The organism is Lysinibacillus sp. A4 (assembly GCF_024919535.1).
Taxonomy (GTDB): domain Bacteria; phylum Bacillota; class Bacilli; order Bacillales_A; family Planococcaceae; genus Lysinibacillus; species Lysinibacillus capsici.
This window is the reverse complement of sequence record NZ_JANWTB010000004.1, coordinates 78,501-102,193: the sequence shown is the minus strand read 5'-3', so window position 1 is coordinate 102,193 and position 23,693 is coordinate 78,501. Positions and strand designations below refer to the sequence as shown.

Here is a 23,693-nt window from a genome sequence, read left to right as displayed (position 1 = left end):
CCCTAAAAACCGATCTCTTTGGAGGTCGGTTTTTTTATTTATTACGAGAGTGATGGATAGAAGTGACCAAAATATGTATAAATAGCACCAAATGACGGATTTAATGGATAATTATAATTTAATTTCCAATGAACCTAGCATTTTTCCAATTCTTTCGCTAAAATTAATAGGTAAGCATTAAATTTACATAAACGGGGGACGATTGATTATGACAAAGAAAAAACATAAGTTTTATACGGCGGCAACAGCGGCAATGGCGGTTACTGCTGTTGCAGTAGTACCTGTATCGGCGGCTAGTCCATTTTCAGATGTGAGTGAGGATTATGCGCATTTTAATAGTATTTCCACATTGCATGCGGCAGATATCATTAATGGTTTTCCAGATGGTACATTTAAGCCTTCAAAGGATGTAACACGTGGACAGGCAGCAAAGATGATCGCAAGTGCTTTTCATCTAACTACAACGGATACGGCTGTCGAGAATCCGAATTTCAAGGATGTTGACTCATCTAGCCCATACTATAAAGCGATTGTTACATTAGTTAATCTTGGCGTTGTACAAGGCTATGAGGATGATACATTCCGTCCAGATGACACAATTACTCGTGGTCAAATGGCGGTAATGGTAGCAGAGGCTGCAGGTTTAACAGCAGAAGGTAAAAGTCCATTCACAGATGTACAGCAAGATAGTCCATTTGCAGATGCAGTAACAGCTCTGTATGAGGCAGGCATTGCGAAGGGTGTAACTGCCACAGAATTTGGCGTAGATAAAAATGTTACTCGTGGTCAGTTAGCAACATTTATTGTGAACGCATTAGGCCTAGCTGAAGATACACAGCCTACAACGGAAGTAAAAGAGGAAGAGCCTAAAGAGGAGCAAGTAACAGAAGAACAGCCTACTACAACAAAGGATAGTGCTTTGTTAGAGGAAGTATTTACGAAAACATTAGCCAAGCAAAAAGAGCTAAAAAGCATGAAGGCTACCATGACGATCTCTCAGACAGTAGAGGCAAACGATGGTAAGGAAACTATGAAAATGGATTCTAAAGGCAACATGAAGATGGAAATTGTTACAGAGCCAATGCAATTCTTTGCTGATGGTTCAATGGCTTTAACAGATCCAACAAGTGGTGAAGCGATTAATTTGCCGATTAAAATGTATATGACGGCTAAAGATGGTATGTATATGTATGAGGCAGAACAAAAGGCCTGGGTAAAGTTCCCGAAACAATTATTTGAAGATGTACTGAGCCAAACAGGGATGCAGACAGATGCAACTGAACAATTGGAGATGCTACAAGCATTTGCCGAAGATTTTACATTAGTAGAATCAGCAAATCGTTATGAATTAACATTAAAAGGCTCTGGCGATAAATTCACAGAGCTAGTGAAGCAGCAACTTGGCGCAATGGATTTAGGAATGGAAGCGGATCTAGAGGCACAATTAGGCAATATTTCCTTTGATGGTCTCACATATAAATTATTGATTAATAAAGAAACATTCGATGTAGAAGAAATTGCTATGGATATGACATTAAAGATGCAAGTAGAAGGCAATTCGATCAAAACAAGGCAGCAAACAACGATCAAATATCATGATTTCAATGCGGTAACGACAATTACGATTCCAAAAGATGTGCTAGACAATGCAAAGGAAATGGATTTGAGTGCATCCGAAACAGCACCAGTAAGTAAATAATACAAAAAGTAGGTTTATGCCAAGTATATTGGTGTAAGCCTACTTTTTTTATGCTTTAGTGGAAGCCCATTAATTCTTTTACTTTCGCTGTGTTTGGAGCAGATGTTAGAGTTTCTAGTAAGCGAAAGGCAACATCAAAGGCTGTTCCTGGATTGGAGGAGGTGATGATATGATCAGTTTGCACAATGCGCTTGTTGACAATTGTTGCGCCATAGCCCTTTAGCTGTGCTAAACGTTTACTTGTTGGATGATTATAGGTTGTTGCTTGACGATGCTGAAGAATTCCACAGTGGCCTAAAATAAGAGAAGCTACACAGATTGTTGCAATCGGTTTTTTGTGTTCATCAAAGTGGCGAACGACTGCCTGAAATTCCTCGCTAAACGCATCCTCATAAAAACCAGCTTCCTCAAAGCCTCCAGGAATCGCTAATGCATCAAAATCCTCTACTACAATTTCATGGAGCAATTTTTCAGGAGTGACTTTAAAATTCCAGGTGCATTCCAGCTGTTCATGCAGGCCGACCGTAACCACATCTGTTGTACCATCACCTTCCCACTTATTCCACCCGAGCACATCGGTAAATACGCTTGCCTCCACCGCTTCAAAGCCATTTGCTAATAGTAACAATATTTTTTTCATATTTATTTTGCCTCCTTTATTGCTTTTATTGTAAACAAAAGGGAGAAAAGATTACATACGTTGTATAATGGATTTTAGGTGAAAAACTTTATTTGAAAAGGTATTATGTCATAAATAATTTATTTAGAAAGGTGATGGACCATGGATCATATTGATACACAAATTTTACAGCAGTTACAGCAAAATGCCAAAATCTCGATGAAGGAATTAGCCACTACCGTTCATTTATCCTCTCCTGCCGTTATTGAAAGAGTCAAAAAGCTAGAGGAGCAGGGTGTAATTGAAGGCTATCATGCAAAGGTAAATCTGAAAAAGATGGAGCGTACGATTGAAGCCATTATTTTATTTAAGTCCATTGATTGTAAAAGTCTTTCTTCATTTTGTAATGCTCATCCTGATGTTTTGGCATGTTATCGAGTGGCTGGGGAAATTAGCTATATTGTTAAATTAGCGACCTATTCAGTAGAAACATTGGAACAATTTATTGATGCGGCTATGCCCTATGGCACACCTTCTACTAATATCGTATTATCTTCAACGGAAAAACAGGTGATTACACCATTTGCTGACAATGATTTGGAGTAAATGACAAAAAAGGCAAACCTCGAAGCCGTGAGCACCGTTTACAGGGTAGAGAGGAGGAAGAATGTTGCTAATTCATGAACTGGAAAGAATAATGGAACAGCATACAGAGAGGCTTATTCGTCTTGCCTTTTACTATGTTAGAGATTTACAAAGTGCTGAAGATATCGTACAGGATGTCTTTATTAAGTTCTATGATAATCAGCAAAACTATGAGGAACGTGGGGAGCTAAAGGCGTATTTATCAAAATTAGTTAGTAATCGAAGTAAAGATTATTTACGTAGCTGGACCTATCGGAAAATTCAAGTGCAACAGAAGATTTTTCCGCAGCAAACCGTTATGAGAAGAGATATGCTTGTACAGCAAGATGAACGTACTTTGATTGAAAATGCGATTCTAGCTCTCCCTTTCAAACAGCGAGAGGTCATTATACATTTTTATTTTGAAGAAATGTCTGTGGTAGACATTGCAGAGCTGTTAACGATTCCTGAAAGCACCATCAAAACAAGGCTACGTCGTGGGCGAGAGTTATTGAAGCTACAATTACAGCATGTTGAATGGGAGGTGCTCCTGCATGAGTAAAATGGATGCTCGTGTAGTAAGGGATTTATCAGAAAGTAAAAAGCGTGTGATGGCAAATGTGGTTCAGCATTTACAGCAACGCCAAGAAAAAAAATCTGCAAAACGTTGGCCATATGGTGTTTTGGCTATGATTTTAAGTGTCTGCATAGGGCTGTTTATATATCAGCAATATAATGAACAACAACAGCAAGCTTCTACTATTCCACCCGTATTAGATGAGCGGATTTTAGAGCTATATTTACAACTTGATTCTTTTATGAACGGAAAGAATCGTTTATATAAGGCAAGCTTTGATAATTTTTTATATTTTGAATCGACCTTTGCTTATGCGCAATCGAAAAAACTAGTACCTACACAAGAGCAAGTAGATAAGGCACTCGAACAGTTCATGCAAGAGTGGAGCTATGAGGATGATACTCGGCCAACTTATGATAAGCTTCTGCAAATGTTGCAAGTCACAAACGAAGGGTTTATCGAGAACTATGGCAAGCCAATTGCCTATAAAATGGCTACATTTGACTTATTATGGGAGGCAAGTCAAGCCGATTATAAGGATGTAAGTAATCCCATTCGTACATGGCTTGTCGAGCAAGAAGCCATGAATTATTTAGAACAACATTATCATAAAGACATTGCCGCCTTACGAAAAAAATATAAAATCCCTGAAAAGGACAGCCAAATGAAGCTCATCAGAAGTGGAACCGTCTTAGCGATTAAGGAACATGAATTTTTAGTTGTCTCAGGCGTCTTGGCTAGCGAGGTTGGTCAAAAATCTGTCGATGAATTAGTGCAAAAACACAGTAATGGTACATGGTTCCCTCTAGTGGATGTCCCGAAAACACTATCAGTTGGTGATCGAGTAGAAGTTCAGTATAGACAGTCGATTGGGAACGATGATGCTCAGCCATTCATTGATTATAAGGATATCGTAGAGATGAAAATAGTAATAGTAAAGGAATCTCACTAACAAGAAGCTATTCAATAGTAAAACATTTTTGATTCAAATCATTCAGCAGCCACAATATGCTGATCTCCATCAAAGTATTGCCACTTGTCTCAACGAAATTCTTTAAGATTGTCCACCGTTGACAGACAATTGGTAATTTGCTAAGATGAAGGACAATAAAAGCATACAAATTCGTTGATGAGAAAGAGTAGTGTTTCACTTTGTTCTACAGAGAGCCGACATTTGGTGGAAGTCGGTGTGCAGGTGTTATATGAAAATCCTCTCTGAGAAGATTAGCTGAATGGAGTAAGCTAATCCGGGTGTCTACCGTTAAAAAGAACACGTATGATTGTACGTTGCTGAGTGCTATTGGCCATCGTGTCAATAGAATTAGGGTGGTATTCGCGGTTAACCCCGTCCCTTTTCCTTGGGACGGGGTTTTTTGTATGCCTTTTATACAAATTTACTTGTATAGGAGGAACTAATATGCAGAAAGAACAAAAGAAAGAAACAACGGTTGAACGAGAAATAAGGATTCGTACATTATGGGCGCAAGAAGGGACCTTTGCAAAATCCGTAATTAATCGTGCTGAACAGCAGCCCTTTGTATTTTATGAGGGACCCCCAACAGCGAATGGTTTACCACATGTCGGCCATGCATTTGGTAGAACCATAAAAGATGTGGTGGCACGTTATAAAACAATGCAAGGCTATTTAGTTGAACGCAAAGCAGGTTGGGATACACATGGGTTGCCTGTGGAATTAGGGGTAGAAAAGGCATTAGGAATCTCAGGAAAGCAGGAGATTGAGAACTATGGGGTGGAGCAATTTATTCAAGCATGTAAGAAGAGCGTTTTTACCTATGAGCAAAAATGGCGTACTTTTACAGAGCAGCTTGGCTACTGGCTTGACATGGATGATCCTTACTTAACATTAAGTAATGACTATATTGAATCTGTGTGGCATATTTTAAGCCATGTTCACAAGGAAAAACTGTTATACAAAGGACATCGCGTTTCACCTTATTGCCCTAGCTGTCAAACTTCCTTAAGCTCTCATGAAGTGGCACAGGGCTATAAGGATGTTAAGGATTTATCCGTTACTGCAATGTTTAAGCTAGAGGATCGAGACGAATATATCTTAGGCTGGACAACGACGCCTTGGACATTACCAGCCAATGTAGCCTTGGCTATGAATCCTGCTCTTCGATATGTCCGTGTAAGGCATGCAAACAACATCTATATACTAGCCAAATCGTTGTTATCAAAGGTTTTTACAGAGCCTGTAGAAATAGTAAGTGAGCATGATGGGCATGAGTTTGCGGGTGTTTCCTATCAACCACCATTTTCTTATGTAAAGGTAGATAAAGGGCATGCAGTTGTCATGGCAGATTATGTGACAGAGCATAGTGGAACAGGAATTGTACACATAGCACCTGCTTATGGAGAGGACGATTATAAAACGGTGCAGCAACATGGCTTGTCCTTTGTCAATGTAGTTGATCTTAAAGGCTGTTATACAGAAGCGGTACCTGAGCTTGTTGGACGATTTGTGAAAGATTGTGATGTCGATATCATTAAAATGCTTGCAGCAAAAGAGCTTTTATTTGCTAAAGAAAAATATGAGCATAGCTATCCGCATTGCTGGCGCTGTGACTCACCATTATTGTACTATGCAACAGATAGCTGGTTTATCAAAATGTCGGCATTAAAAGAGCAGCTTTTACAAAATAATCAGCAGGTGACATGGTACCCTAGCCATATTAAGGATGGACGATTTGGCAACTTCCTAGAAAACTTAGTGGATTGGAATATTAGTCGTAATCGTTATTGGGGAACACCACTCAATGTGTGGATTTGTCAGGATTGCAATCATGAGGAGGCACCTAACAGTGTTGCAGCGCTACAACAATTAGCCAAAGGAGCTGTCAAAGAACAATTAGAGCTCCATAAGCCATTTATAGATGCCATTGTCTGTACCTGTCCTGTCTGCCAGGGCGACATGAAACGTACACCTGAAGTTATCGATGTTTGGTTTGACAGTGGCTCGATGCCATTTGCCCAACAGCATTATCCTTTTGAAGACGTAGCGAACTTTCATCATCAGTTTCCAGCAGATGTGATCATTGAGGGCATCGACCAAACGCGAGGATTTTTCTATAGCTTATTAGCAGTATCGACCTTGTTTACAGGAAAACCACCTTATAAAAATGTGCTATCGTTAGGGCATGTACTCGATGAGCATGGACAGAAGATGTCCAAAAGTAAAGGCAATGCATTAGAGCCTGTTGAGTTAATCCAGGAGTATGGAGCAGATGCTCTACGTTGGGCATTTTTAGTTGATAGCTCACCATGGAATCCAAAGCGTTTTTCGAAGAAAATTGTCTTAGATGCGAAATCTAAGCTGGTGGATACACTCGACAATACGTTTAAATTTTATGACATGTATGCCCAGATCGATAACTTTACGTATGATGCTACAAATACAGGTACACGTTCACAGCTAGATCATTGGATATTGTCCCGCTTACATCACACTATCCAGCTTGTCATAACCTCTATGGATGATTATCAATTTACACAGGCTACAAGAGAAATTGGTCAATTGGTGGAGGAATTAAGCAATTGGTATATACGTCGTTCACGTGCTAGATTTTGGGCAAATGGAATGACAGCAGATAAACGAGGTGCATTTAGCACACTTTACGAGGCACTGACATCCATTTGTCAATTAATAGCACCGTTTACACCATTTATAGCAGAGGATATCTACCGTCAACTATGTGGAAAAAGTGTTCATCTTGAGGAATATCCACTATTCGACGATCAGCTAGTGGATGTGAAGCTTGAACAAGAAATGGCAACGGTCTTAACAGTTGTGGAACTTGGACGTAGCATTCGCAATAGTCAGGGAATAAAGGTCAAGCAGCCTTTAAGTGAACTCATTGTTGCCCTAAAAGGTGAACTGTCGGATTACCAAGCCTATAGCGAACTCATTCAGGATGAGTTAAACATCAAAGCTTGTAGATGGACACATGATTTTTCAGCCTATGAAAGCGTGCATTATAAATTGAATTTTAAAACAGCGGGAGCGGCATTTGGTCCAAAGGTTCATCAAGTAACAGAGTATGTGTTGGCATTAACAGAGGAAGAGAAACAAAGGCTACAACATCATGAAACTATGGATCTCATGATGGACGGTCAACAGCTAACATTATTAAGAGAACATGTAATAGCTGAATCAATCGTCAAGGACCATTATATTTTAGCGGAGGATGGCACTTGCCGTGTCTTGATGAATGTTCAACTTACAGAGAGCTTACTACAAGAAGGGCAAATACGAGAATTGATTCGTACTATACAAGATGCACGAAAAAAATGGCAGCTACCAGTGGCGCAATATGTATCGATTGCCTTTAATGGTAGTGCAGGGGTACTTTTCATGATTCAGCAGCACGAAGCTTTATTACAAGAAAATGTATTAGTTAAAGCTATTCATTATGGTGAGCAATGGCCTCATGCAAAATCCATTGAGACGTCATTGTTTAATGAAAAGCTCACTTTATTTGTTACTCTATAAAAGAAAAGCTCAGGGTTACCTCCTGAGCTTTTTCTATGTACGTTAAAATAAGCCACTTGCGAGATAACATGCTGTTGCCCAAATAAAGACGGCGGAGCATTTATTAAATAGTCGCATCAATTTTCCAGAGCCGTCTAGTTTTTTGAACGAGGCGCCAGTCAATGTGAGACCGAAAAACCATAGCCAGGAAATGAACACACAAGCAACAGTGAACATTATTTGCTCGGTTCCACTATATTTTAATGCGCTTGTACCAATAACACCGATTGTATCTAAAATAGCATGTGGATTTAGAAGTGATACAGAGAGTGCGAAGAGAATTTGTTTTTTTATAGGCAATGCTTCGCTATTTTCAGTGTTTGCTGGATTTGAACGCCAAATGCTATAGCCCATGTAAAGTAAAAAAATGATACCAATAGTCATTAAAGTGATACGCAACCACTCAAACTGTAGAACTATTAATGACAGACCGAATACCGCAAGTAGAATAAGCAGTGTATCACAGATCGCAGCAGTCACACCTGCTGGCAAAGCACGTAATAAACTTGGTTGTGTAGCACCTTGTGAAAAAACAAAAACATTTTGTACGCCTAATGGCAAAATGAGTCCAAATGCTAAAATGATCCCATGAAGAAAAGCTTCCAATGACCATTCCTCCTTTCTTTACTTATTTTAGATATGGTATAACTAAAAGAAAACGACCAATTGGATGGTTTTTTATCCACCCAATTTTATTGCATGGAAGGAGAAGGAACATGAGCTGGCAGCCGAATAGAAGAAGTGATAATACATTACAGCAGCAGATTGTACAGTGGATAACAGCCAATGTGGAGCGAGGAGACTGGGCAGCAGGGACAAAACTACCTACCCAAAGACAGCTGGCCATGCAGTTCGATGTGAATCGAAGCACAGTTCAGCAGGCTTTGGAGGAATTAAAAGCAATGGGCATTCTTGAAGCAAAGATAGGCTCTGGTGTTTATGTTACGCACAATTCCTGGCATGCATTAATCCAACAAACACAGCCGAATTGGCAAACTTATATCGAAACAAGCATCTACAAGCCAAACTACCACACCATCCAATTAATTAACGAATACGAACAGCGCGAGGATGTAATTCGTTTAGGAACGGGAGAGCTAGCACCCAGTTTGTTGCCTACCGAGGAAATAGAAGCTTCACTGCGAGAGCTATCCTTTCAACCCAAAGCATTAGGCTACTCTTCGCCACAAGGTAATGATCAGCTTCGTAAAACTATTTGTAAATATGTTCAAAAAAGAGGCATTCCTGCTGAGCCTCAAAACGTCTGTATTGTTTCAGGTGCACTTCAGGCACTACAATTAATTGCTGTTGGCTTATTAGAGCAAGGGTCTATTGTGTTTCAGGAGCCAACCTCCTATTTAAATTCTGTTCACCCTTTTCAGTCAGTTGGCATGCAAATGATTAGTATTGAACGTGATGTACAGCTTGCTCAAACATTAGCGCAAAGGAAACGAAAGAAACAAGCCGTGTTTTATGCCATTCCTACTTTACATAATCCAACAGGTCATGTATGGACAACACGAGAAAAAGAACAGCTATATGAAGCTTGTCAGGCATCACGGATTCCGATTGTAGAAGATGATGTTTATCATGAATTGCTTTTTGAAGAGGCATCACCGCCGCTTAAGGCCATGGATAATAGCGGACAAGTTCTTTATATTGGCAGCGTCTCTAAAACCTTAAGCCCAGGGTTACGCATTGGCTGGCTCATCGGTCCAACCACTGTCATTGAGCGATTAGCCGATATAAAAATGCAAACGGACTATGGCTCAAGTGCCATTTCTCAGGAAATTGTCCTACATTGGCTGCAATCAGGAAAATATGAAAAGCATCTCGCAGGATTACGTCAACAATTACAGGAGCGAGCCGATTTTACGGAACAGCTTTTAAAGGAGAAGTTTACAGATGTGGCGAATTGGAGCAAACCAAGGGGAGGCTTTTATATTTGGCTCAAGTTTCATGAGCCGCTTGTAGATAAAGACTTCTTTATGAAGCTGTTGCAGCAGCAAGTATTAATCAATCCCGGCTATATCTACGATCCACAAGATCATCATCATATTCGTCTATCCTACGCCTATGCAACCTATGAAGAATTACAGGAAGGCTTACAAATCCTACATGAATGTGTGGTGGAGGCTATTGGACGAAAGAGTAAATAAGGGCTTGTCCTGAAGTTAGGGAAACGAGAGAAGGTTGCTCTAAAAGTGATCAAAGAAGTGAGAAACCCGCTCTAAAGTGGTTGAGAAACGATCAAACAAGTAAGGAATCCGCTCCAAAGTAGATGAGAAGTGATCAAACAACTGAAGAACCCGCTCCAAAATTAGCGAAAAGTGATCAATGTAGCAAGCTCCTCTCTCAATAAAGTATCTATGCTTAGTCAGCCAACCCACTGACAGAAAAGAAAGTGAATAATCCAAGCCGTCTATCCATACATTTTAGAAGAATAGAAGTATTTTATTTTGATTACAAACATAAAGAGGTGAATGATTGGAAAATTTGCCACCGGGTTATTTTCAGGTGCCTCAGCCTATTCGAGGTGATGGGGCTGGAGGGGTGGATAAAGGGCCACGGGATATTATGAGGGATCTCGAAAATCCTGATATGCTAGTGCCACCAACGACTGATGCGGGCTTGATTCCAAATTTACGATTCTCGTTTTCAGACACGCATATGACCTTAAATCAAGGTGGGTGGTCACGGGAAATTACGGTTCGTGAATTACCGATTGCTACGACTTTGGCGGGTGTGAATATGAGTTTGACACCAGGGGGCGTACGTGAGCTGCACTGGCATCAACAGGCAGAGTGGTCTTATATGCTGCTTGGTCATGCTCGCATTACGGCTGTTGATCAGAATGGTTGTAACTTTATAGCGGATGTGGGACCTGGTGATTTATGGTATTTTCCACCTGGCATTCCTCATTCCATTCAAGGACTTGAGGACGGCTGTGAATTTTTATTAGTATTTGATGATGGGCATTTCTCTGATCTGAATACACTGTCAATTTCGGATTGGTTTGCTCATACGCCAAAAGAAGTGTTATCAGCGAATTTTGGGGTTCCTATCAATGCTTTCGATCACATCCCGAATGAACAAGTATATATTTATCAGGATCAGGTTCCGGGGCCAATTGATTCTCAAAAAGTGCAATCTCCTTATGGGGAGGTTCCACAAACCTTTAAACATCGTCTGTTGGCACAGCCACCATTAAAAACACCTGGAGGCAGTGTGCGCATTGTCGATTCGACTAATTTCCCAATCTCTAAAAATATCGCGGCTGCACTGGTGGAAATTGAGCCAGGGGCGATGCGGGAGTTGCATTGGCATCCTAACAACGATGAATGGCAATATTATCTGCAAGGAAAAGGACGTATGACAGTTTTCACAGGAAATGGAACGGCTCGAACATTTGATTATCGGGCGGGAGATGTTGGCTATGTACCATTTGCCACGGGGCATTATATTGAAAACACCGGAACAGAGCCATTATGGTTTTTAGAAATGTTTAAAAGTGATCGATTCCAGGATGTATCCTTAAATCAATGGATGGCGTTAACGCCGACAGAATTGGTGCAAAGTAATTTACAGGTCGGTCCTGAGCTGCTTGAGGCGCTCAGAAAAGAAAAATGGCCAGTTGTAAAATATCCTGGTTTTTCCTATTATCCGAAATAAAGAAAGCAGGTGAGAAGTTCTCCACCTGCTTTTTGTTTAATATTGATATTTTTTGCGTGTCATTAGCAAAATAGCGATGGCTGGTATTGTACAAATGAGCATGGCTGCGAAGGACAGACCTGGTGATATTTCGTATAAATAGCCACCTAAAAATGTAAGGATGGCGGTACTTAAGCCCATAGCTAATGCAGAGTATAAACCTTGTGCATTGGGGATTTGTTCCTTTGGTAGCGCTTTTGTTAAGTAGCGAATAAAGGCAAAATGTGCTAATGCAAAGGATAATGCGTGCAAGGTTTGGGAAGCGATAAATACCCAGACATTTGGGAACAAAAAGATAAGTAACCAACGTAGGGAAGAGCCGCTCGCTGCTAAGAGTAATAAGGATGATGAGCGCCATTTCGTCAATAACGTATCAGCCTTCATAAAGTAAAGAATTTCGCAAATAACAGCGATATTAATAATCATACCCATATAGAATGGATCAACCTGTAAATCTTCTAAATAAATATAACCGTAGCTATAATAGGAGGCATGTGCACCCTGTAGCAAGATCACGATGAATAAAACAATCGGGAAGCCTTTGATAGTCCATAGTGTTTTCATCGACAATGATTTTGCACGCTGTTCTTTTGTTGGTACTACGAGTAATTCCTTTGGTGTTGCTAATTGTTGCATAAGTAACATGCCCACCAACCCTATAATCATGCTCCAAAAGATGATGTTCTTTCCAAAAATGCCTGTCAGCATACTAATAATTAAAACAGCGATGACAAAGCCAAATGAACCATAGGAACGGCTTTTACCATAATGAATATTGCCATACTGCACAAGCGTAGCAGCACTGCTTTCCACAGCAGGTAATAGCGCTGGGTAAAAAACACTAAATAAAATGGTCACGATTAATAATGCTGTAAAGCCTGAGCTTGGAATATAGAGCAAGGCAGTTAGCAACGAGCCTATTGCTAAAATTGTAATGAGTCGTTTATTGTGTACGTATTTTGCAAGTGTTGGGAAGAAGAAGAGATTGGATGTGGCACGAGCTAGGAGCCCACAGCCCATCACTACACTTGCCTGCGAGACGGTTAGATGTTTCGCATCCACCAGCCAACCTGTCCAGTAGGGTAAGAAAATGCCCCAAGTGATAAAAAATGTAAAGAAATTCTGAGAAAGCCATCGTTGATTGTTCATATAATTTCCGTACCTCCATTAACTATGTTGAATAATAGCATGTTCATCGCTACAATAATGTGAGATATCTCATATTTTTTATAGGAGAGAGTAAAAAATGCATATTTTAACAGCTGAAGCCCGTACCCATTATCTTGAAAAATATCCGATCGATGATTTTTTCTCATTTGATATCAATCCCTATTTAGAAGTCCGCCAGTTTGACAAGGGGGAGTGGATCTTCCAGGAAGGCTCCTTTCCAGACACCGTGTATTACATGATAGAAGGAAAGGCGAAGCTCTATATGACACATAAAAATGGGAAGGTTTCACTTATTGAATACCTAGAAGCTCCTCTTTTTATGGGGGAAATTGAATTGTTAAATGAGGCTAGGTATACAAAGGGGATACAAACCGTCACCAAAACAATTTGCTATTCGATTACACAGTCATGTAAGGAGAAGTTACTTGCGGATGCTTTGTTTTTACGTAGACTTTGTGTATTTTTAGGGGAAAAAGCGACAAAAATGACATCTAAATATACACAAAATCAGGCCTATCCGCTGGAAAATCGCTTAGCAGCCTTTATCCAATTATCAGCCGACCAAGGTGTCTACAAGGAAAAACATACGGAAATCTGCGAATATTTAGGGGTCTCTTATCGCCATTTACTATATGTTTTGGCACAGTTTTGTGAAGAGAGGATATTGGAAAAGCGTAAGACAGGCTACCAAATTATTGATAAAAACCGTCTCGCACAGCTTGCACAGGAAATACTATGAAAACAACCATTCCATAAAGGTTGCCTATTAGTGCAGATCAGCTGAGGGAATTAATTCAATTTTATAAGTTATAAATTAAAAAGGATTTGACTTCTTTAAATGAAGTCAAATCCTTTTTTGTTGTATTCACTTTTTTTAATTAACCAGCGAGCGATATCCTTACCACTATGGTAAAAGTCCACTTCATTTACCTTGTTTTTTTGGATGGAGAGGTCAGGGATGTTTTCTAAAACGTCAAAAGGTAAAACACCGATACATAAATGATTATTTGTTGGAAAATCTCCTTGTTGCTTACTGCCACTTTGTATCGATTCACTATGCTTGTTCATTGAGTTTTGTGTCATATGGAATGCAAGTAGTTCTCCTTGTGCCAATGCTGTCCTTGATGAGTAACCAGTACTTTTCATTCAACATGCCCCCTTTTGTCGTTACAGTTATTGTACAAGACTAGGTGGGAAAATAGCCGTTATTTACAAGGCTTTTACAATAACTTTAAGGTTCATGGAAAATTTAGTGATTTGTAACCGTATTCATACCATTATGGGATAAAAACCATAGAAAACTGATATAAATTCTTTTTAAAAACTCATACTCAAACTATTGTGAATTTTTCTAACACGAAGTATTATTGTAATTAGATTTAACGTGAAAGTTTTCACAAAGTCGCGAAATCGTTAGGAGGAATTTTTAATGAGTGCAATTCGAGTAGGTATTGTAGGATATGGAAATTTAGGACGTGGTGTGGAGTATGCCATTTCACAAAATCCAGATATGGAATTAGTAGCAGTGTTCACACGACGTGATCCTTCAACAGTAAACGTAGCAAGCAATGCAAGCGTATATTTAGTAGATGACGCTGAAAAATTCCAAAACGACATTGATGTTATGATTTTATGTGGCGGTTCTGCAACAGATTTACCAGAGCAAGGTCCACATTTTGCACAATGGTTTAATACAATTGATAGCTTCGATACACATGCGAAAATTCCTGAATTTTTCGATGCTGTAGATGCAGCGGCACAAAAATCTGGTAAAGTATCTGTTATCTCAGTTGGTTGGGATCCAGGTCTATTCTCTTTAAATCGTCTACTTGGAGAATCGGTATTACCAGTTGGTACAACATATACATTCTGGGGCGATGGCCTAAGTCAGGGACATTCAGATGCTGTTCGTCGTATTGAAGGCGTAAAAAATGCTGTTCAATACACATTACCGATTAAAGAAGCGGTAGAACGAGTTCGTAACGGTGAAAACCCTGAACTAACAACACGTGAAAAACATGCACGTGAATGTTGGGTTGTATTAGAAGAAGGTGCAGATGCAACAAAGGTTGAACAAGAAATTGTCACAATGCCTAACTATTTCGATGAATATGACACAACAGTGAACTTCATTTCTGAAGATGAATTTAAAGCAAATCATACTGGTATGCCACATGGTGGTTTTGTCATTCGCAGTGGTGACAGTGGTGCAAACGATAAACAAATTCTCGAATTCTCATTAAAACTGGACAGTAATCCAAACTTTACATCTAGCGTATTAGTGGCTTATGCACGTGCAGCACACCGTTTAAGTCAAGCGGGTGATAAAGGAGCGAAAACAGTATTTGATATCCCATACAGCCTGCTTTCGCCAAAATCAGCTGCTGAATTACGTAAAGAATTACTATAATTGTAGCTAATGGTCCCGATTATCATTGAGTTGATAATCGGGAATTTTTTTGAGTCTAACTTTTTGCTAAAATTAATGCTTCCTTTATAGCAAGAATAGCCTTTCTAGTTGCCACTGTTAAATTTTCTTTCATAAATGGTACTAAGTCTTTTGGAATTGCAATAACCACATATCCATACTTCACTCAAATTCATTCGCTCGGTAAAGCAGTTTAATTTAATGTCCATTATAATCGGAACTCGTATAATCTCTATATTTAAAGACGGTTCATTTAACCACTTTCCTTCTAAATTTTAGTAATATAACAGGATACTAAAATTAGGAAGAAAATACCAACTAAATTCTACTTCCATCCCTCAAACAAAAAATGGGGATAAAATCTATAAAAATACATAAAAAATATGGTAAACTGTCAATAATTTAATAATCTGAATTTTTGTAGAAATTTTTGTAACCTTACAAAATATGGAGGTTATGTTTAGATGACAGCAGATATTATTATTCAATCAAAATGTATGGCGCCCAATCCATCCACGCATTGTATTAATAGAGCAACACTAATGCGAACGCTAAAGAAAAGTCGTCACCATACTTGTACTTTTTTGCATAGCGGTGCTGGGTATGGTAAAACAACCATTCTAACTCAATTTCTTGCAACCGAATCAAGTACATTTTCTTGGTATGGTATTTCTGATGAAGATGATAATTTATTACCCTTTTTGAGACATCTCATTTTCAGTATACAGCGTGTCATACCGAAATTTGGTCATACATTTGATGGGTGGGATCAATTATCACGCTTTCCTAAAATGGATGAGCTCAATCGTTGGTATAAGCTATTTATCAATTGCCTCTGTGATATAGACGAGTCTCTTCTTATCGTGATAGATGACTTTCACCTAGTAGACCATGTTTTTCCTATTAATTATTTCATGGAAAAAATTATTGAATTTGCTCCACCTAGCATTCATTTTATTATTGCTTCAAGAACACTACCCAATTGGGATATTATGAGGAAACTAAGGCTGCAAAAAAGATGGCTGGTTATGAAAGAGGACGAACTAGCATTTTCGGCTGAGGAAATTTCGGTGTTTTTTGAAGAATACGTAGATGTACATTTATCCGAGGCTGAAATTAAAAAGGTATTAGAGATCACTGAAGGCTGGGCCATTAGTGTCTCTTTATTGGCAGAGCAATGGCATCATGCTTCGTTAGATCATTGGCTGAGGATTCCCACAAATGAGCTATTCACATATTTATCAGAGGAAGTTTATAGTAGGATGACTGCTACTGAGCAAGAGACTATCTTAAAATTAGCGATTTTTCCTACCTTTTCTGTGGAGCTATTGGAAGCTTTTTATGGCGCTGAGATCGCGCAAATGCTGAATGCATTAACTCAGCGTCATTTATTTATTCAACCTGTGACAACAGATGGCTACTATCGTTTTCATGCTTTGTTTAGTCGATTTTTAGGAATGAAATGGCGACAGTTTCCAAGTCTACATGCGGATCTTCATAAACAAGCAGCATTGTATTATGGAGAACTTCAAAATATTCAAGCTGTCCTGTATCATGCCTTTAAAACAAATGATCATCACTTTTGTGGAGAGCTACTACAGCTTCATGCAGCATCAATCGTACATGCTGGTCAATTTGAATGGTTACTCGAAAAAATCAATCGATTTAGTGCACAGGAAAAAGATAAATTTTATAAATTAAATTATTTTGAGGGTGAATGTCATCGCTACCGAGCTTATTATGAAAAAGCAAAACAATCCTATGAAAAATGTGCAATCCTCGCACAGCAGCAGCGGGATCACCTATTTATGACAAAGTCACAAGCTGGGATAGCCCATATTTACTTAGACACCATTCAACCTGCTTTAGCAGAGCCATATCTCGAGAAAGCATTAGAGCTAGCGAAACATACACCATTGCACAAAGAGGAATTACTAGAACTACAACGGCAATATGCTGAAAATTTAGTGAATCTAGGGAAGGCCAAGGGTGCACAGCTCTTTATGGAGGACGTTGCATTGCCAGAGAATGTCATACAACGAGCGAATGTCGATGTGCGTGTTTTACTTCGAACAGGACAACTACAGGAAGCCCAAGAGTTATTAGCGCAGCGACTTGAATTACCGCCTCAGCTTGTTGCAACTCATCGAGAAAGTGAATTGCTGGCAGCTTTCGTTTATGCATTGTTAGGTCAGGGCAAAGAAGCCTGGTATGCTGCCCAACATGGCATTCGAAGAGGAATAAAAGAGAAGTCTATTTTCATAGAGGCGGTTGGCTATATCAGAAAGGCTCATGCCCTGCTGTTAGTGGATTTCCCAGATCATCAGGGGGCATGTCAAGCCTATGAAAAAGCATTGACCCTCATGAATGCCATTAATATTTCTCGTGTGAAGGCTGAGCCATATATGGGGTTAGCCATTGTCAAACATTCGTTAGGAGATATGGTAGCGGCTAAGAAATACTTAGCACTGGGCTTACAGGAAACTGAGCAAGTTCAAGATGCTTGGATGACAGCGCTTATTCTTTTAGCAGAAGTAAAAATAATACTTTCTGAGCAAGAAATAGGGCGAGCGAAGCAATTATTAAAGAAGACACAGCAACTATTTCAGGAGTGCGGTGATCGCAATGGCTTGATGCATGTGTTATTTTATCAATCAATGATTGCCCTGAAAGAGTGTAATAAGAAGCCGTTTCAACAGTATTTTCAACAGTTTGCACAACTATGTGTCTCAAATGGCTATGAATACTTCTTACAGAGGCCAACGATACTTGGTCCGAGCAATCGAATGGTTTTTTACGAGCTATTGCAATTTAGTCAAAAATGCCAGATGGTGCATCCAGCTATATTAGCATTGCAAAATCATTTTCAGGTCGAGGATAGCATTAGTTATCCGCATGATGAAATACAAATGAATCTTTTTGGAAGTTTAAATTTAATTCGTACACAACGAAAGCTGGAAGACAAAGAATGGCAACGTGATAAATCCAAGGAATTATTCGTGTATCTTTACTGCCATCGCCATCGCTTTACACCAAAGGAAGAAATAGCACAGGCATTATGGCCCGATCGTAGTGTCGAGTCCTTGGATCGTGATTTTAAGGTGGTGTTAAATACGTTGCTCAAAGTGTTGGAGCCACAACGACATGCGAGACAAGAGAGCTTTTTCATTCAACGGAAAAATAATATGTATCAGTTACAAAATATTGCTTTTCTCCAAATGGATATCGAACGCTTTCACTATTATTACAGCTTAGGAATGGACGAATTTGATCCACAGCTGTCCAATGAGTGGCTCTTATTAGCAGAAGCGAGCTATACGGACGTGCTCTATGCAGAAAAAAAGCAAATCGACTGGCTTACACAGGACCGTGAAAAGCTACAATTTTTATATATAGAAGTTTTGGAACGATTGGCACAAAATGCAACAAGGCAACAGCAATATAAAAAAGCCATTTTTTTCGCAGAGAAGATGCTACGCGAGGATGCACTCTGGGAGGAAGCGTATCGCCTGCTCATGTACAGCCACTATCAACTCCAAAACCGCTCCCTGGCCTTAAAATGGTATGAAAAATGTGTCCAGCAATTACAACAAGAGCTTAACACAACCCCGATGGAATCCACCATGTCAGTCTATGACTTAATAATGGGTTAGCCAGTGTTGTTTAGGCTAAGCGAAGTGATTCGAACTGCTCCTAAGTAATATGAAAGTGCTCCTAATTGAGGGGAGAGGCACTCCTAAGAGTAGTCAAAGCGCGCTAAGTGAGGGTAGACATGCTCATAAACCGTGTTAACCAGCTCCCACATATATAAACGATAAAAAAATGTAACCTATTTGGAGGAACAACAATGCCATTTTGTCAGACAAGTAAAGCGAATATTTACTATGAAATGATTGGAACAGGGGTACCTATCATCATGCTTCATGGTTTTTCTCCTGATCATCGTTTGATGAAGGGCTGTATGGAGCCTGTATTTAAAGAACGTGAAGGATGGAAACGTATTTATGTGGATCTTCCCGGAATGGGGAAGACAACAGACTATTCATCGATTCAGAACTCGGATGAAATGCTAGAAGCGATTATCGAATTGATACACACAATTATTCCGCAAGAGTCATACTTGTTAGTTGGTGAATCTTATGGCGGCTATTTAGCGCGCGGTATTATGAGGAAATCAGTGGATCAACTTTTAGGTACTGCCTTTATTTGTCCTCTCATCATTCCTGAAAAAGAACAACGTACAGTACCACCGCATTGTATTGTACAAGCAGATACGGCTTTTTTATCAACATTAAGTCAGCAGGAGCAAGATGACTTTATGGCTAATCAAGTTGTCTTAGATGCCTATAATTGGGAGCGTTATTCAACAGAGGTGTTGGCAGGGTGTAATCTAGCGGATCAGGCATTTTTAGAAAAAATTCAACAAAGCTACGGATTTTCCTTTGCCGTTGACGAAAAGTCCTTTGATAAGCCAAGTCTCTTTTTGCTGGGTAAACAAGATTCTGTGGTTGGCTATAAGGACGCGTTATCACTTCTAGAGAAGTTTCCCAGAGCAAGCTTTGCCATTTTAGATAGAGCAGGCCACAATTTGCAGATCGAGCAACCTGAATTGTTTACCGAGCTGATGAGTGAATGGTTGAATCGTGTAGAGGGAGCGATGGATTAAAGTGATACTTGCAAATGATAAATTATTTTTAAGAGAATTCAGGCAGCAAGACTGGGGTGATGTGCATAAATATGCCTCTCAGGAGGTTGTTTGTAGGTATCAAACATGGGGACCGAATTCAGAAGAGGATACAAAAGAATTCATTCAGGATGCTCTCGATGAAGCAACACAAACACCAAGGGAACGATATGTTTTTGCTATTATTCATCAAGAAACATTAATAGGTGCGGTAGAAATCATGATTAGGGATTTTGTAAATGAAGTCGGGGAAATTGGCTATATCGTGAACCCTGATTATTGGGGTAAGGGAATAGCAACGCAGAGTGCTAAATTGATGATGACTTTCGGCTTTGAAACATTAAAGCTCCATCGTATTTATGCAACATGCGACCCTCGAAATATTGGATCATCTAAAGTGTTAGAAAAAATAGGAATGTCAAAAGAAGGAATATTACGTGAAAACATGTTAATGAAAGATGGCGTTTGGCGAGATTCATTATTGTATAGTATGTTGCAACAGGAATGGTTATCATGAAGCGTACGATTAAAAGTCATCTTTATTTAGGGGTATAAAGTTATGTAGAAGGAAAAGAGCAATAAGAATCCGATGTATCACTGCAATTAATGCAGTAGGGAAAGAGAAACGAATTATAAGAAAAAAATAGATGTGGACTCTAAAAAGCAAGAATGTTGATTTCTAAACATTCTTGCTTTTTGTTTTAAGAAATGTTGTTTTAGTTGCCATTCTGCTTCGCTCCATTTTCGGGACAGAGCTAGGTGGCTCATATTTGAGCCATCTAGCTTGTAACTAATCTGTAACTGGACTTTTATATAGTGTTGTCATAGCAAGAAAGCGCTTTCTAGGGAGCTTATTTTGAAGGGGGATATGGGATGAGGAAGCAGTGGTATTGGTTTCTTTTAGTGATGTTGGCTGTGGTGTTGGTGGCTTGTAATGGGGATACGAAAGACGGCGCAACGGAAGCGGATTCTTCTGATGGGGAGACGAAGGCGGTTACTGCGGAAGGCGGCACAATTAAGATTGGTGTGCTTGCATCGTTAACTGGGGCGCTTGAGTCATATGGGAAGCAGACGCAGCGAGGATTTGATTTAGGAATTGAGTATGCAACAGGCGGCACGATGGAGGTCAATGGTAAGAAAATAGAAATTGTATATGAGGATACCGAAACAAAGCCCGAGGTGGCTGTACAAAAAGCGACAAAGCTTTTAGAAGATGATCAGGTTGATTTTTTAGTCGGCTCTTCAAGCTCGGGTGATACGCTCGCTGTTCTACCGCTTGCCGAGGAGTATGAAAAAATTATGGTGGTAGAGCCTGCAGTGGCTGACAGTATTACAGGTTCAGAGTTCAATGAGTATATTTTCCGAACAGGTCGTAATTCATCACAGGATGCCTATGCAGCGGCAGCGGCTATTGCAGGCAAAGGTGTGAAGATTGCTACATTTGCGCCAGATTATTCGTTTGGCTGGGATGGTGTGAATGCCTTTAAAACAGCAGCGGAGAAATTAGGGGCTGAAATTGTACTAGAGGAATATGCAGATCCTGCTGCAACAGATTTTACGTCCAATTTGCAAAAAGTGATTGATACGAAGCCAGACTATTTGTTTGTGGTTTGGGCGGGGGCAAATTCACCATGGAATCAAATTGCAGATCTTAAAATTCAAGAAAAGGGCATTAAAATTTCGACGGGTGCGCCGGATATTATTGCGCTTCAATTTATGAACCCATTGGTTGGGATGGAAGGCTTCTCGGTGTATTATCATACACTTCCTCAAAATGATGTCAATCAATGGCTAGTAGATGAACATCAAAAACGTTTCAATGAAGTGCCCGACTTATTTACGCCTGGCGGCATGTCTGCGGCGATTGCTATTGTGGAGGCATTGAAACAATCGGATGGGGATGCAGACGCCAACAAGTTAATTGACGTTATGGAAGGTATGTCCTTTGAAACACCAAAAGGGACGATGACATTCCGTGAAGAGGATCACCAGGCTCTCCAATCGATGTATTCGATTCGCTTAGAGCAACAAGATGGTGTGGATTATCCAGTACCAGTACTTATTCGGGAGCTTAGTCCTGAAGAGACAGCACCTCCCGTTATGAATTAAAGAATTGAGAGGCAGCATAGCTGTCTCTCTACATAAATGTGAGAAGGAAGGGAGTAGAGAATGGAGCCTATATTATATACAGATAATTTAACAATTCGTTTTGGGGGACATACGGCTGTAGATGGCGTTAATTTTCAAATGCCTGAGAAGCATTTAAAGTCCATTATTGGGCCGAATGGTGCTGGGAAAACAACCTTCTTTAATTTGATTAGTGGTGAGCTAAAGCCAACTGCGGGTGATGTTTATTTTAAAGGGCAATCACTTGCACAAAAGTCGGCCATTGAAAGAACTCGAATGGGATTGGGACGATCTTTTCAGATTACCAATGTTTTTCCAAACTTAACGGTTCTCGAAAATGTTCGTTTAGCTGTTCAATCCAAGGAGAGAATTCGTTATCAGCTATTCCGCCATTACAAAAGCTATCAGGCGATGACGGACAAAGCGGAGGAGTTATTGGCACTTGTGTTACTCGACAATAAACGAGATGCCCTGACAACAATGCTATCCCATGGAGAGAAAAGAAAGCTTGAGATTGCCATGCTACTCGCGTTAGATACAGAAATTCTACTGCTCGATGAACCAACTGCAGGGATGTCATTAGAAGAAGTACCTACGATTTTAGAAATTATTCGAAGCATAAAACAGCAGGGGGATAAAACCATTTTGCTCATTGAACACAAAATGGATATGATTTTGGATTTATCGGATTCTATTATGGTGTTGTTCAATGGTCAGCTATTGGCAGATGGCTCACCAGAAGAAATTATGAATAATGATACTGTGCAACATGCATATTTAGGAGGGCTGTATGATGACCACCTTACTGACATTAAATGAGGTTCACACGCACATTGGTCAATATCATATTTTGCAGGGCGTTAATTTTGAAGCGAAGGAGGGGCAGGTTACTGTACTGCTCGGACGCAATGGCGCAGGGAAAACGACCACCCTGAAAACAATAATGGGTTTAACGCCTGCAACAAAGGGGGACATTGCCTTTTGCTCCCAATCGATTAAAAAAAGTCCTACCTATAAGGTGGCGAAATTAGGAATCGGCTATGTACCTGAAAATCAAGGGATTTTTGCAGATTTAACGGTAGAGGAAAACATGAAGGTAGCGATGCGCAAGGAGGATACAGCCACATTAGAGCGACAGCAATATGTGCTAGAGCTGTTTCCTGACTTAAAGAAGTTTTGGAAAAAGGCTGGTGGGCATTTATCCGGTGGTCAAAAGCAAATGCTGTCCATGGCTAGAGCCTTTATCCATGATAGCCAATTAATATTGATAGATGAGCCTTCCAAGGGACTTGCTCCGATAGTTGTGGAAAAAGTGATGGAAGCAATTGTGGAAATGAAAAAGAAAACGTCCATTGTGCTAGTGGAGCAAAACTTTATAATGGCTAGTCGAATTGGTGATACCTATACATTAATCGATGATGGTAGAACTGTAAATTCGGGCAATATGCAGGATTTGATTGATGATGAAGAGCTAAAACGCAAGTATCTTGGCATTGGATAGAGGG

At 39.8% G+C, this 23,693-nt stretch carries 19 protein-coding genes and 1 other annotated feature; of the genes, 15 read left to right on the top strand and 4 right to left on the bottom strand.

Features of this window, described 5'->3' with window-relative positions; genetic code table 11:
• Positions 1 to 208: 208 nt before the first annotated feature.
• Positions 209 to 1,699 (top strand): S-layer homology domain-containing protein, encoded by a 1,491-nt coding sequence (locus tag NY607_RS08990; RefSeq protein WP_259419498.1) that lies wholly within the window; start codon positions 209 to 211, stop codon positions 1,697 to 1,699.
• Positions 1,700 to 1,754: 55 nt separating this feature from the next.
• Here NY607_RS08990 and NY607_RS08985 read toward each other — a convergent pair whose 3' ends face one another.
• Positions 1,755 to 2,339, bottom strand: a complete 585-nt coding sequence (locus NY607_RS08985; protein ID WP_259419497.1) for a DJ-1/PfpI family protein — start codon at positions 2,337 to 2,339, stop codon at positions 1,755 to 1,757.
• Between the two features lie 141 nt (positions 2,340 to 2,480).
• Between NY607_RS08985 and NY607_RS08980 the strand changes: the two genes are divergently transcribed.
• The 4 genes from NY607_RS08980 (at position 2,481) to ileS (ending at position 8,029) form a co-directional block, all read left to right on the top strand.
• On the top strand, positions 2,481 to 2,924 hold the full coding sequence (locus tag NY607_RS08980; RefSeq protein WP_004227844.1) for an Lrp/AsnC family transcriptional regulator: 444 nt from the start codon (positions 2,481 to 2,483) through the stop codon (positions 2,922 to 2,924).
• Between the two features lie 61 nt (positions 2,925 to 2,985).
• Positions 2,986 to 3,504 (top strand): sigma-70 family RNA polymerase sigma factor, encoded by a 519-nt coding sequence (locus tag NY607_RS08975; RefSeq protein ID WP_227744868.1) that lies wholly within the window; start codon positions 2,986 to 2,988, stop codon positions 3,502 to 3,504.
• Positions 3,497 to 4,471, top strand: coding sequence for a DUF3221 domain-containing protein (locus NY607_RS08970; protein ID WP_131520124.1), 975 nt, complete (start codon positions 3,497 to 3,499; stop codon positions 4,469 to 4,471). Before NY607_RS08975 ends, NY607_RS08970 begins: the two co-directional genes overlap by 8 nt.
• 165 nt (positions 4,472 to 4,636) lie before the next feature.
• Positions 4,637 to 4,875: a binding site (T-box leader), on the top strand.
• A gap of 61 nt (positions 4,876 to 4,936) precedes the next feature.
• On the top strand, positions 4,937 to 8,029 hold the full coding sequence (gene ileS, locus NY607_RS08965) for an isoleucine--tRNA ligase (RefSeq protein WP_259419496.1): 3,093 nt from the start codon (positions 4,937 to 4,939) through the stop codon (positions 8,027 to 8,029).
• Positions 8,030 to 8,071: 42 nt separating this feature from the next.
• On the opposite strand, the gene NY607_RS08960 is transcribed toward ileS, so the two are convergent.
• Positions 8,072 to 8,674: a LysE/ArgO family amino acid transporter gene (locus NY607_RS08960; RefSeq protein WP_054550253.1), complete on the bottom strand. Its 603-nt coding sequence runs from the start codon at positions 8,672 to 8,674 to the stop codon at positions 8,072 to 8,074.
• A 110-nt stretch (positions 8,675 to 8,784) separates the two neighbouring features.
• Between NY607_RS08960 and NY607_RS08955 the strand changes: the two genes are divergently transcribed.
• Positions 8,785 to 10,227 (top strand): aminotransferase-like domain-containing protein, encoded by a 1,443-nt coding sequence (locus NY607_RS08955; RefSeq protein ID WP_259419495.1) that lies wholly within the window; start codon positions 8,785 to 8,787, stop codon positions 10,225 to 10,227.
• Positions 10,228 to 10,555: 328 nt separating this feature from the next.
• Positions 10,556 to 11,740, top strand: a complete 1,185-nt coding sequence (locus NY607_RS08950; RefSeq protein WP_256451363.1) for an oxalate decarboxylase family bicupin — start codon at positions 10,556 to 10,558, stop codon at positions 11,738 to 11,740.
• Positions 11,741 to 11,776: 36 nt separating this feature from the next.
• Here NY607_RS08950 and NY607_RS08945 read toward each other — a convergent pair whose 3' ends face one another.
• A complete protein-coding gene (locus NY607_RS08945) occupies positions 11,777 to 12,928 on the bottom strand; it encodes an MFS transporter (protein ID WP_259419494.1) in 1,152 nt (383 codons plus the stop codon).
• 97 nt (positions 12,929 to 13,025) lie between these two features.
• On the opposite strand from NY607_RS08945, the gene yeiL reads away from it, so the two are divergent.
• Positions 13,026 to 13,688 (top strand): transcriptional regulator YeiL, encoded by a 663-nt coding sequence (yeiL, locus tag NY607_RS08940; RefSeq protein WP_259419493.1) that lies wholly within the window; start codon positions 13,026 to 13,028, stop codon positions 13,686 to 13,688.
• Between the two features lie 95 nt (positions 13,689 to 13,783).
• Here the strand turns inward: yeiL and NY607_RS08935 are convergent, their stop codons facing one another.
• On the bottom strand, positions 13,784 to 14,095 hold the full coding sequence (locus NY607_RS08935) for a hypothetical protein (RefSeq protein ID WP_131520130.1): 312 nt from the start codon (positions 14,093 to 14,095) through the stop codon (positions 13,784 to 13,786).
• Positions 14,096 to 14,378: 283 nt separating this feature from the next.
• Between NY607_RS08935 and NY607_RS08930 the strand changes: the two genes are divergently transcribed.
• The 7 genes from NY607_RS08930 to NY607_RS08900 all read left to right on the top strand — a co-directional run bounded on the left by NY607_RS08930 (position 14,379) and on the right by NY607_RS08900 (position 23,689).
• Positions 14,379 to 15,359 (top strand): diaminopimelate dehydrogenase, encoded by a 981-nt coding sequence (locus NY607_RS08930; protein WP_259419492.1) that lies wholly within the window; start codon positions 14,379 to 14,381, stop codon positions 15,357 to 15,359.
• Positions 15,360 to 15,841: 482 nt separating this feature from the next.
• Positions 15,842 to 19,030 carry a winged helix-turn-helix domain-containing protein gene (locus NY607_RS08925; RefSeq protein ID WP_259419491.1) on the top strand — a complete coding sequence of 1,063 codons (3,189 nt, stop codon included), beginning with the start codon at positions 15,842 to 15,844 and terminating at the stop codon, positions 19,028 to 19,030.
• Between the two features lie 194 nt (positions 19,031 to 19,224).
• Positions 19,225 to 20,043, top strand: coding sequence for an alpha/beta fold hydrolase (locus NY607_RS08920; RefSeq protein ID WP_259419490.1), 819 nt, complete (start codon positions 19,225 to 19,227; stop codon positions 20,041 to 20,043).
• A gap of 1 nt (position 20,044) precedes the next feature.
• Positions 20,045 to 20,578, top strand: coding sequence for a GNAT family N-acetyltransferase (locus NY607_RS08915; protein ID WP_259419489.1), 534 nt, complete (start codon positions 20,045 to 20,047; stop codon positions 20,576 to 20,578).
• Between the two features lie 356 nt (positions 20,579 to 20,934).
• Positions 20,935 to 22,170, top strand: coding sequence for a substrate-binding domain-containing protein (locus NY607_RS08910; RefSeq protein WP_259419488.1), 1,236 nt, complete (start codon positions 20,935 to 20,937; stop codon positions 22,168 to 22,170).
• A gap of 60 nt (positions 22,171 to 22,230) precedes the next feature.
• Positions 22,231 to 23,007 carry an ABC transporter ATP-binding protein gene (locus tag NY607_RS08905; RefSeq protein ID WP_131520136.1) on the top strand — a complete coding sequence of 259 codons (777 nt, stop codon included), beginning with the start codon at positions 22,231 to 22,233 and terminating at the stop codon, positions 23,005 to 23,007.
• Positions 22,982 to 23,689 (top strand): ABC transporter ATP-binding protein, encoded by a 708-nt coding sequence (locus NY607_RS08900; RefSeq protein WP_131520137.1) that lies wholly within the window; start codon positions 22,982 to 22,984, stop codon positions 23,687 to 23,689. Before NY607_RS08905 ends, NY607_RS08900 begins: the two co-directional genes overlap by 26 nt.
• Positions 23,690 to 23,693: the final 4 nt, after the last annotated feature.

What these genes read in the sequence shown, in the direction of transcription:
- NY607_RS08990 (WP_259419498.1), top strand. Translation starts at nt 209, where the DNA reads ATGACAAAGAAAAAACATAAGTTTTATACGGCGGCAACAGCGGCAATG.
- yeiL (WP_259419493.1), top strand. Translation starts at nt 13,026, where the DNA reads ATGCATATTTTAACAGCTGAAGCCCGTACCCATTATCTTGAAAAATAT.
- NY607_RS08955 (WP_259419495.1), top strand. Translation starts at nt 8,785, where the DNA reads ATGAGCTGGCAGCCGAATAGAAGAAGTGATAATACATTACAGCAGCAG.
- NY607_RS08910 (WP_259419488.1), top strand. Translation starts at nt 20,935, where the DNA reads ATGAGGAAGCAGTGGTATTGGTTTCTTTTAGTGATGTTGGCTGTGGTG.
- NY607_RS08935 (WP_131520130.1), bottom strand. Translation starts at nt 14,095, where the DNA reads ATGAAAAGTACTGGTTACTCATCAAGGACAGCATTGGCACAAGGAGAA.
- ileS (WP_259419496.1), top strand. Translation starts at nt 4,937, where the DNA reads ATGCAGAAAGAACAAAAGAAAGAAACAACGGTTGAACGAGAAATAAGG.
- NY607_RS08975 (WP_227744868.1), top strand. Translation starts at nt 2,986, where the DNA reads ATGTTGCTAATTCATGAACTGGAAAGAATAATGGAACAGCATACAGAG.
- NY607_RS08985 (WP_259419497.1), bottom strand. Translation starts at nt 2,339, where the DNA reads ATGAAAAAAATATTGTTACTATTAGCAAATGGCTTTGAAGCGGTGGAG.
- NY607_RS08905 (WP_131520136.1), top strand. Translation starts at nt 22,231, where the DNA reads ATGGAGCCTATATTATATACAGATAATTTAACAATTCGTTTTGGGGGA.
- NY607_RS08920 (WP_259419490.1), top strand. Translation starts at nt 19,225, where the DNA reads ATGCCATTTTGTCAGACAAGTAAAGCGAATATTTACTATGAAATGATT.
- NY607_RS08945 (WP_259419494.1), bottom strand. Translation starts at nt 12,928, where the DNA reads ATGAACAATCAACGATGGCTTTCTCAGAATTTCTTTACATTTTTTATC.
- NY607_RS08980 (WP_004227844.1), top strand. Translation starts at nt 2,481, where the DNA reads ATGGATCATATTGATACACAAATTTTACAGCAGTTACAGCAAAATGCC.
- NY607_RS08970 (WP_131520124.1), top strand. Translation starts at nt 3,497, where the DNA reads ATGAGTAAAATGGATGCTCGTGTAGTAAGGGATTTATCAGAAAGTAAA.
- NY607_RS08900 (WP_131520137.1), top strand. Translation starts at nt 22,982, where the DNA reads ATGACCACCTTACTGACATTAAATGAGGTTCACACGCACATTGGTCAA.
- NY607_RS08925 (WP_259419491.1), top strand. Translation starts at nt 15,842, where the DNA reads ATGACAGCAGATATTATTATTCAATCAAAATGTATGGCGCCCAATCCA.
- NY607_RS08930 (WP_259419492.1), top strand. Translation starts at nt 14,379, where the DNA reads ATGAGTGCAATTCGAGTAGGTATTGTAGGATATGGAAATTTAGGACGT.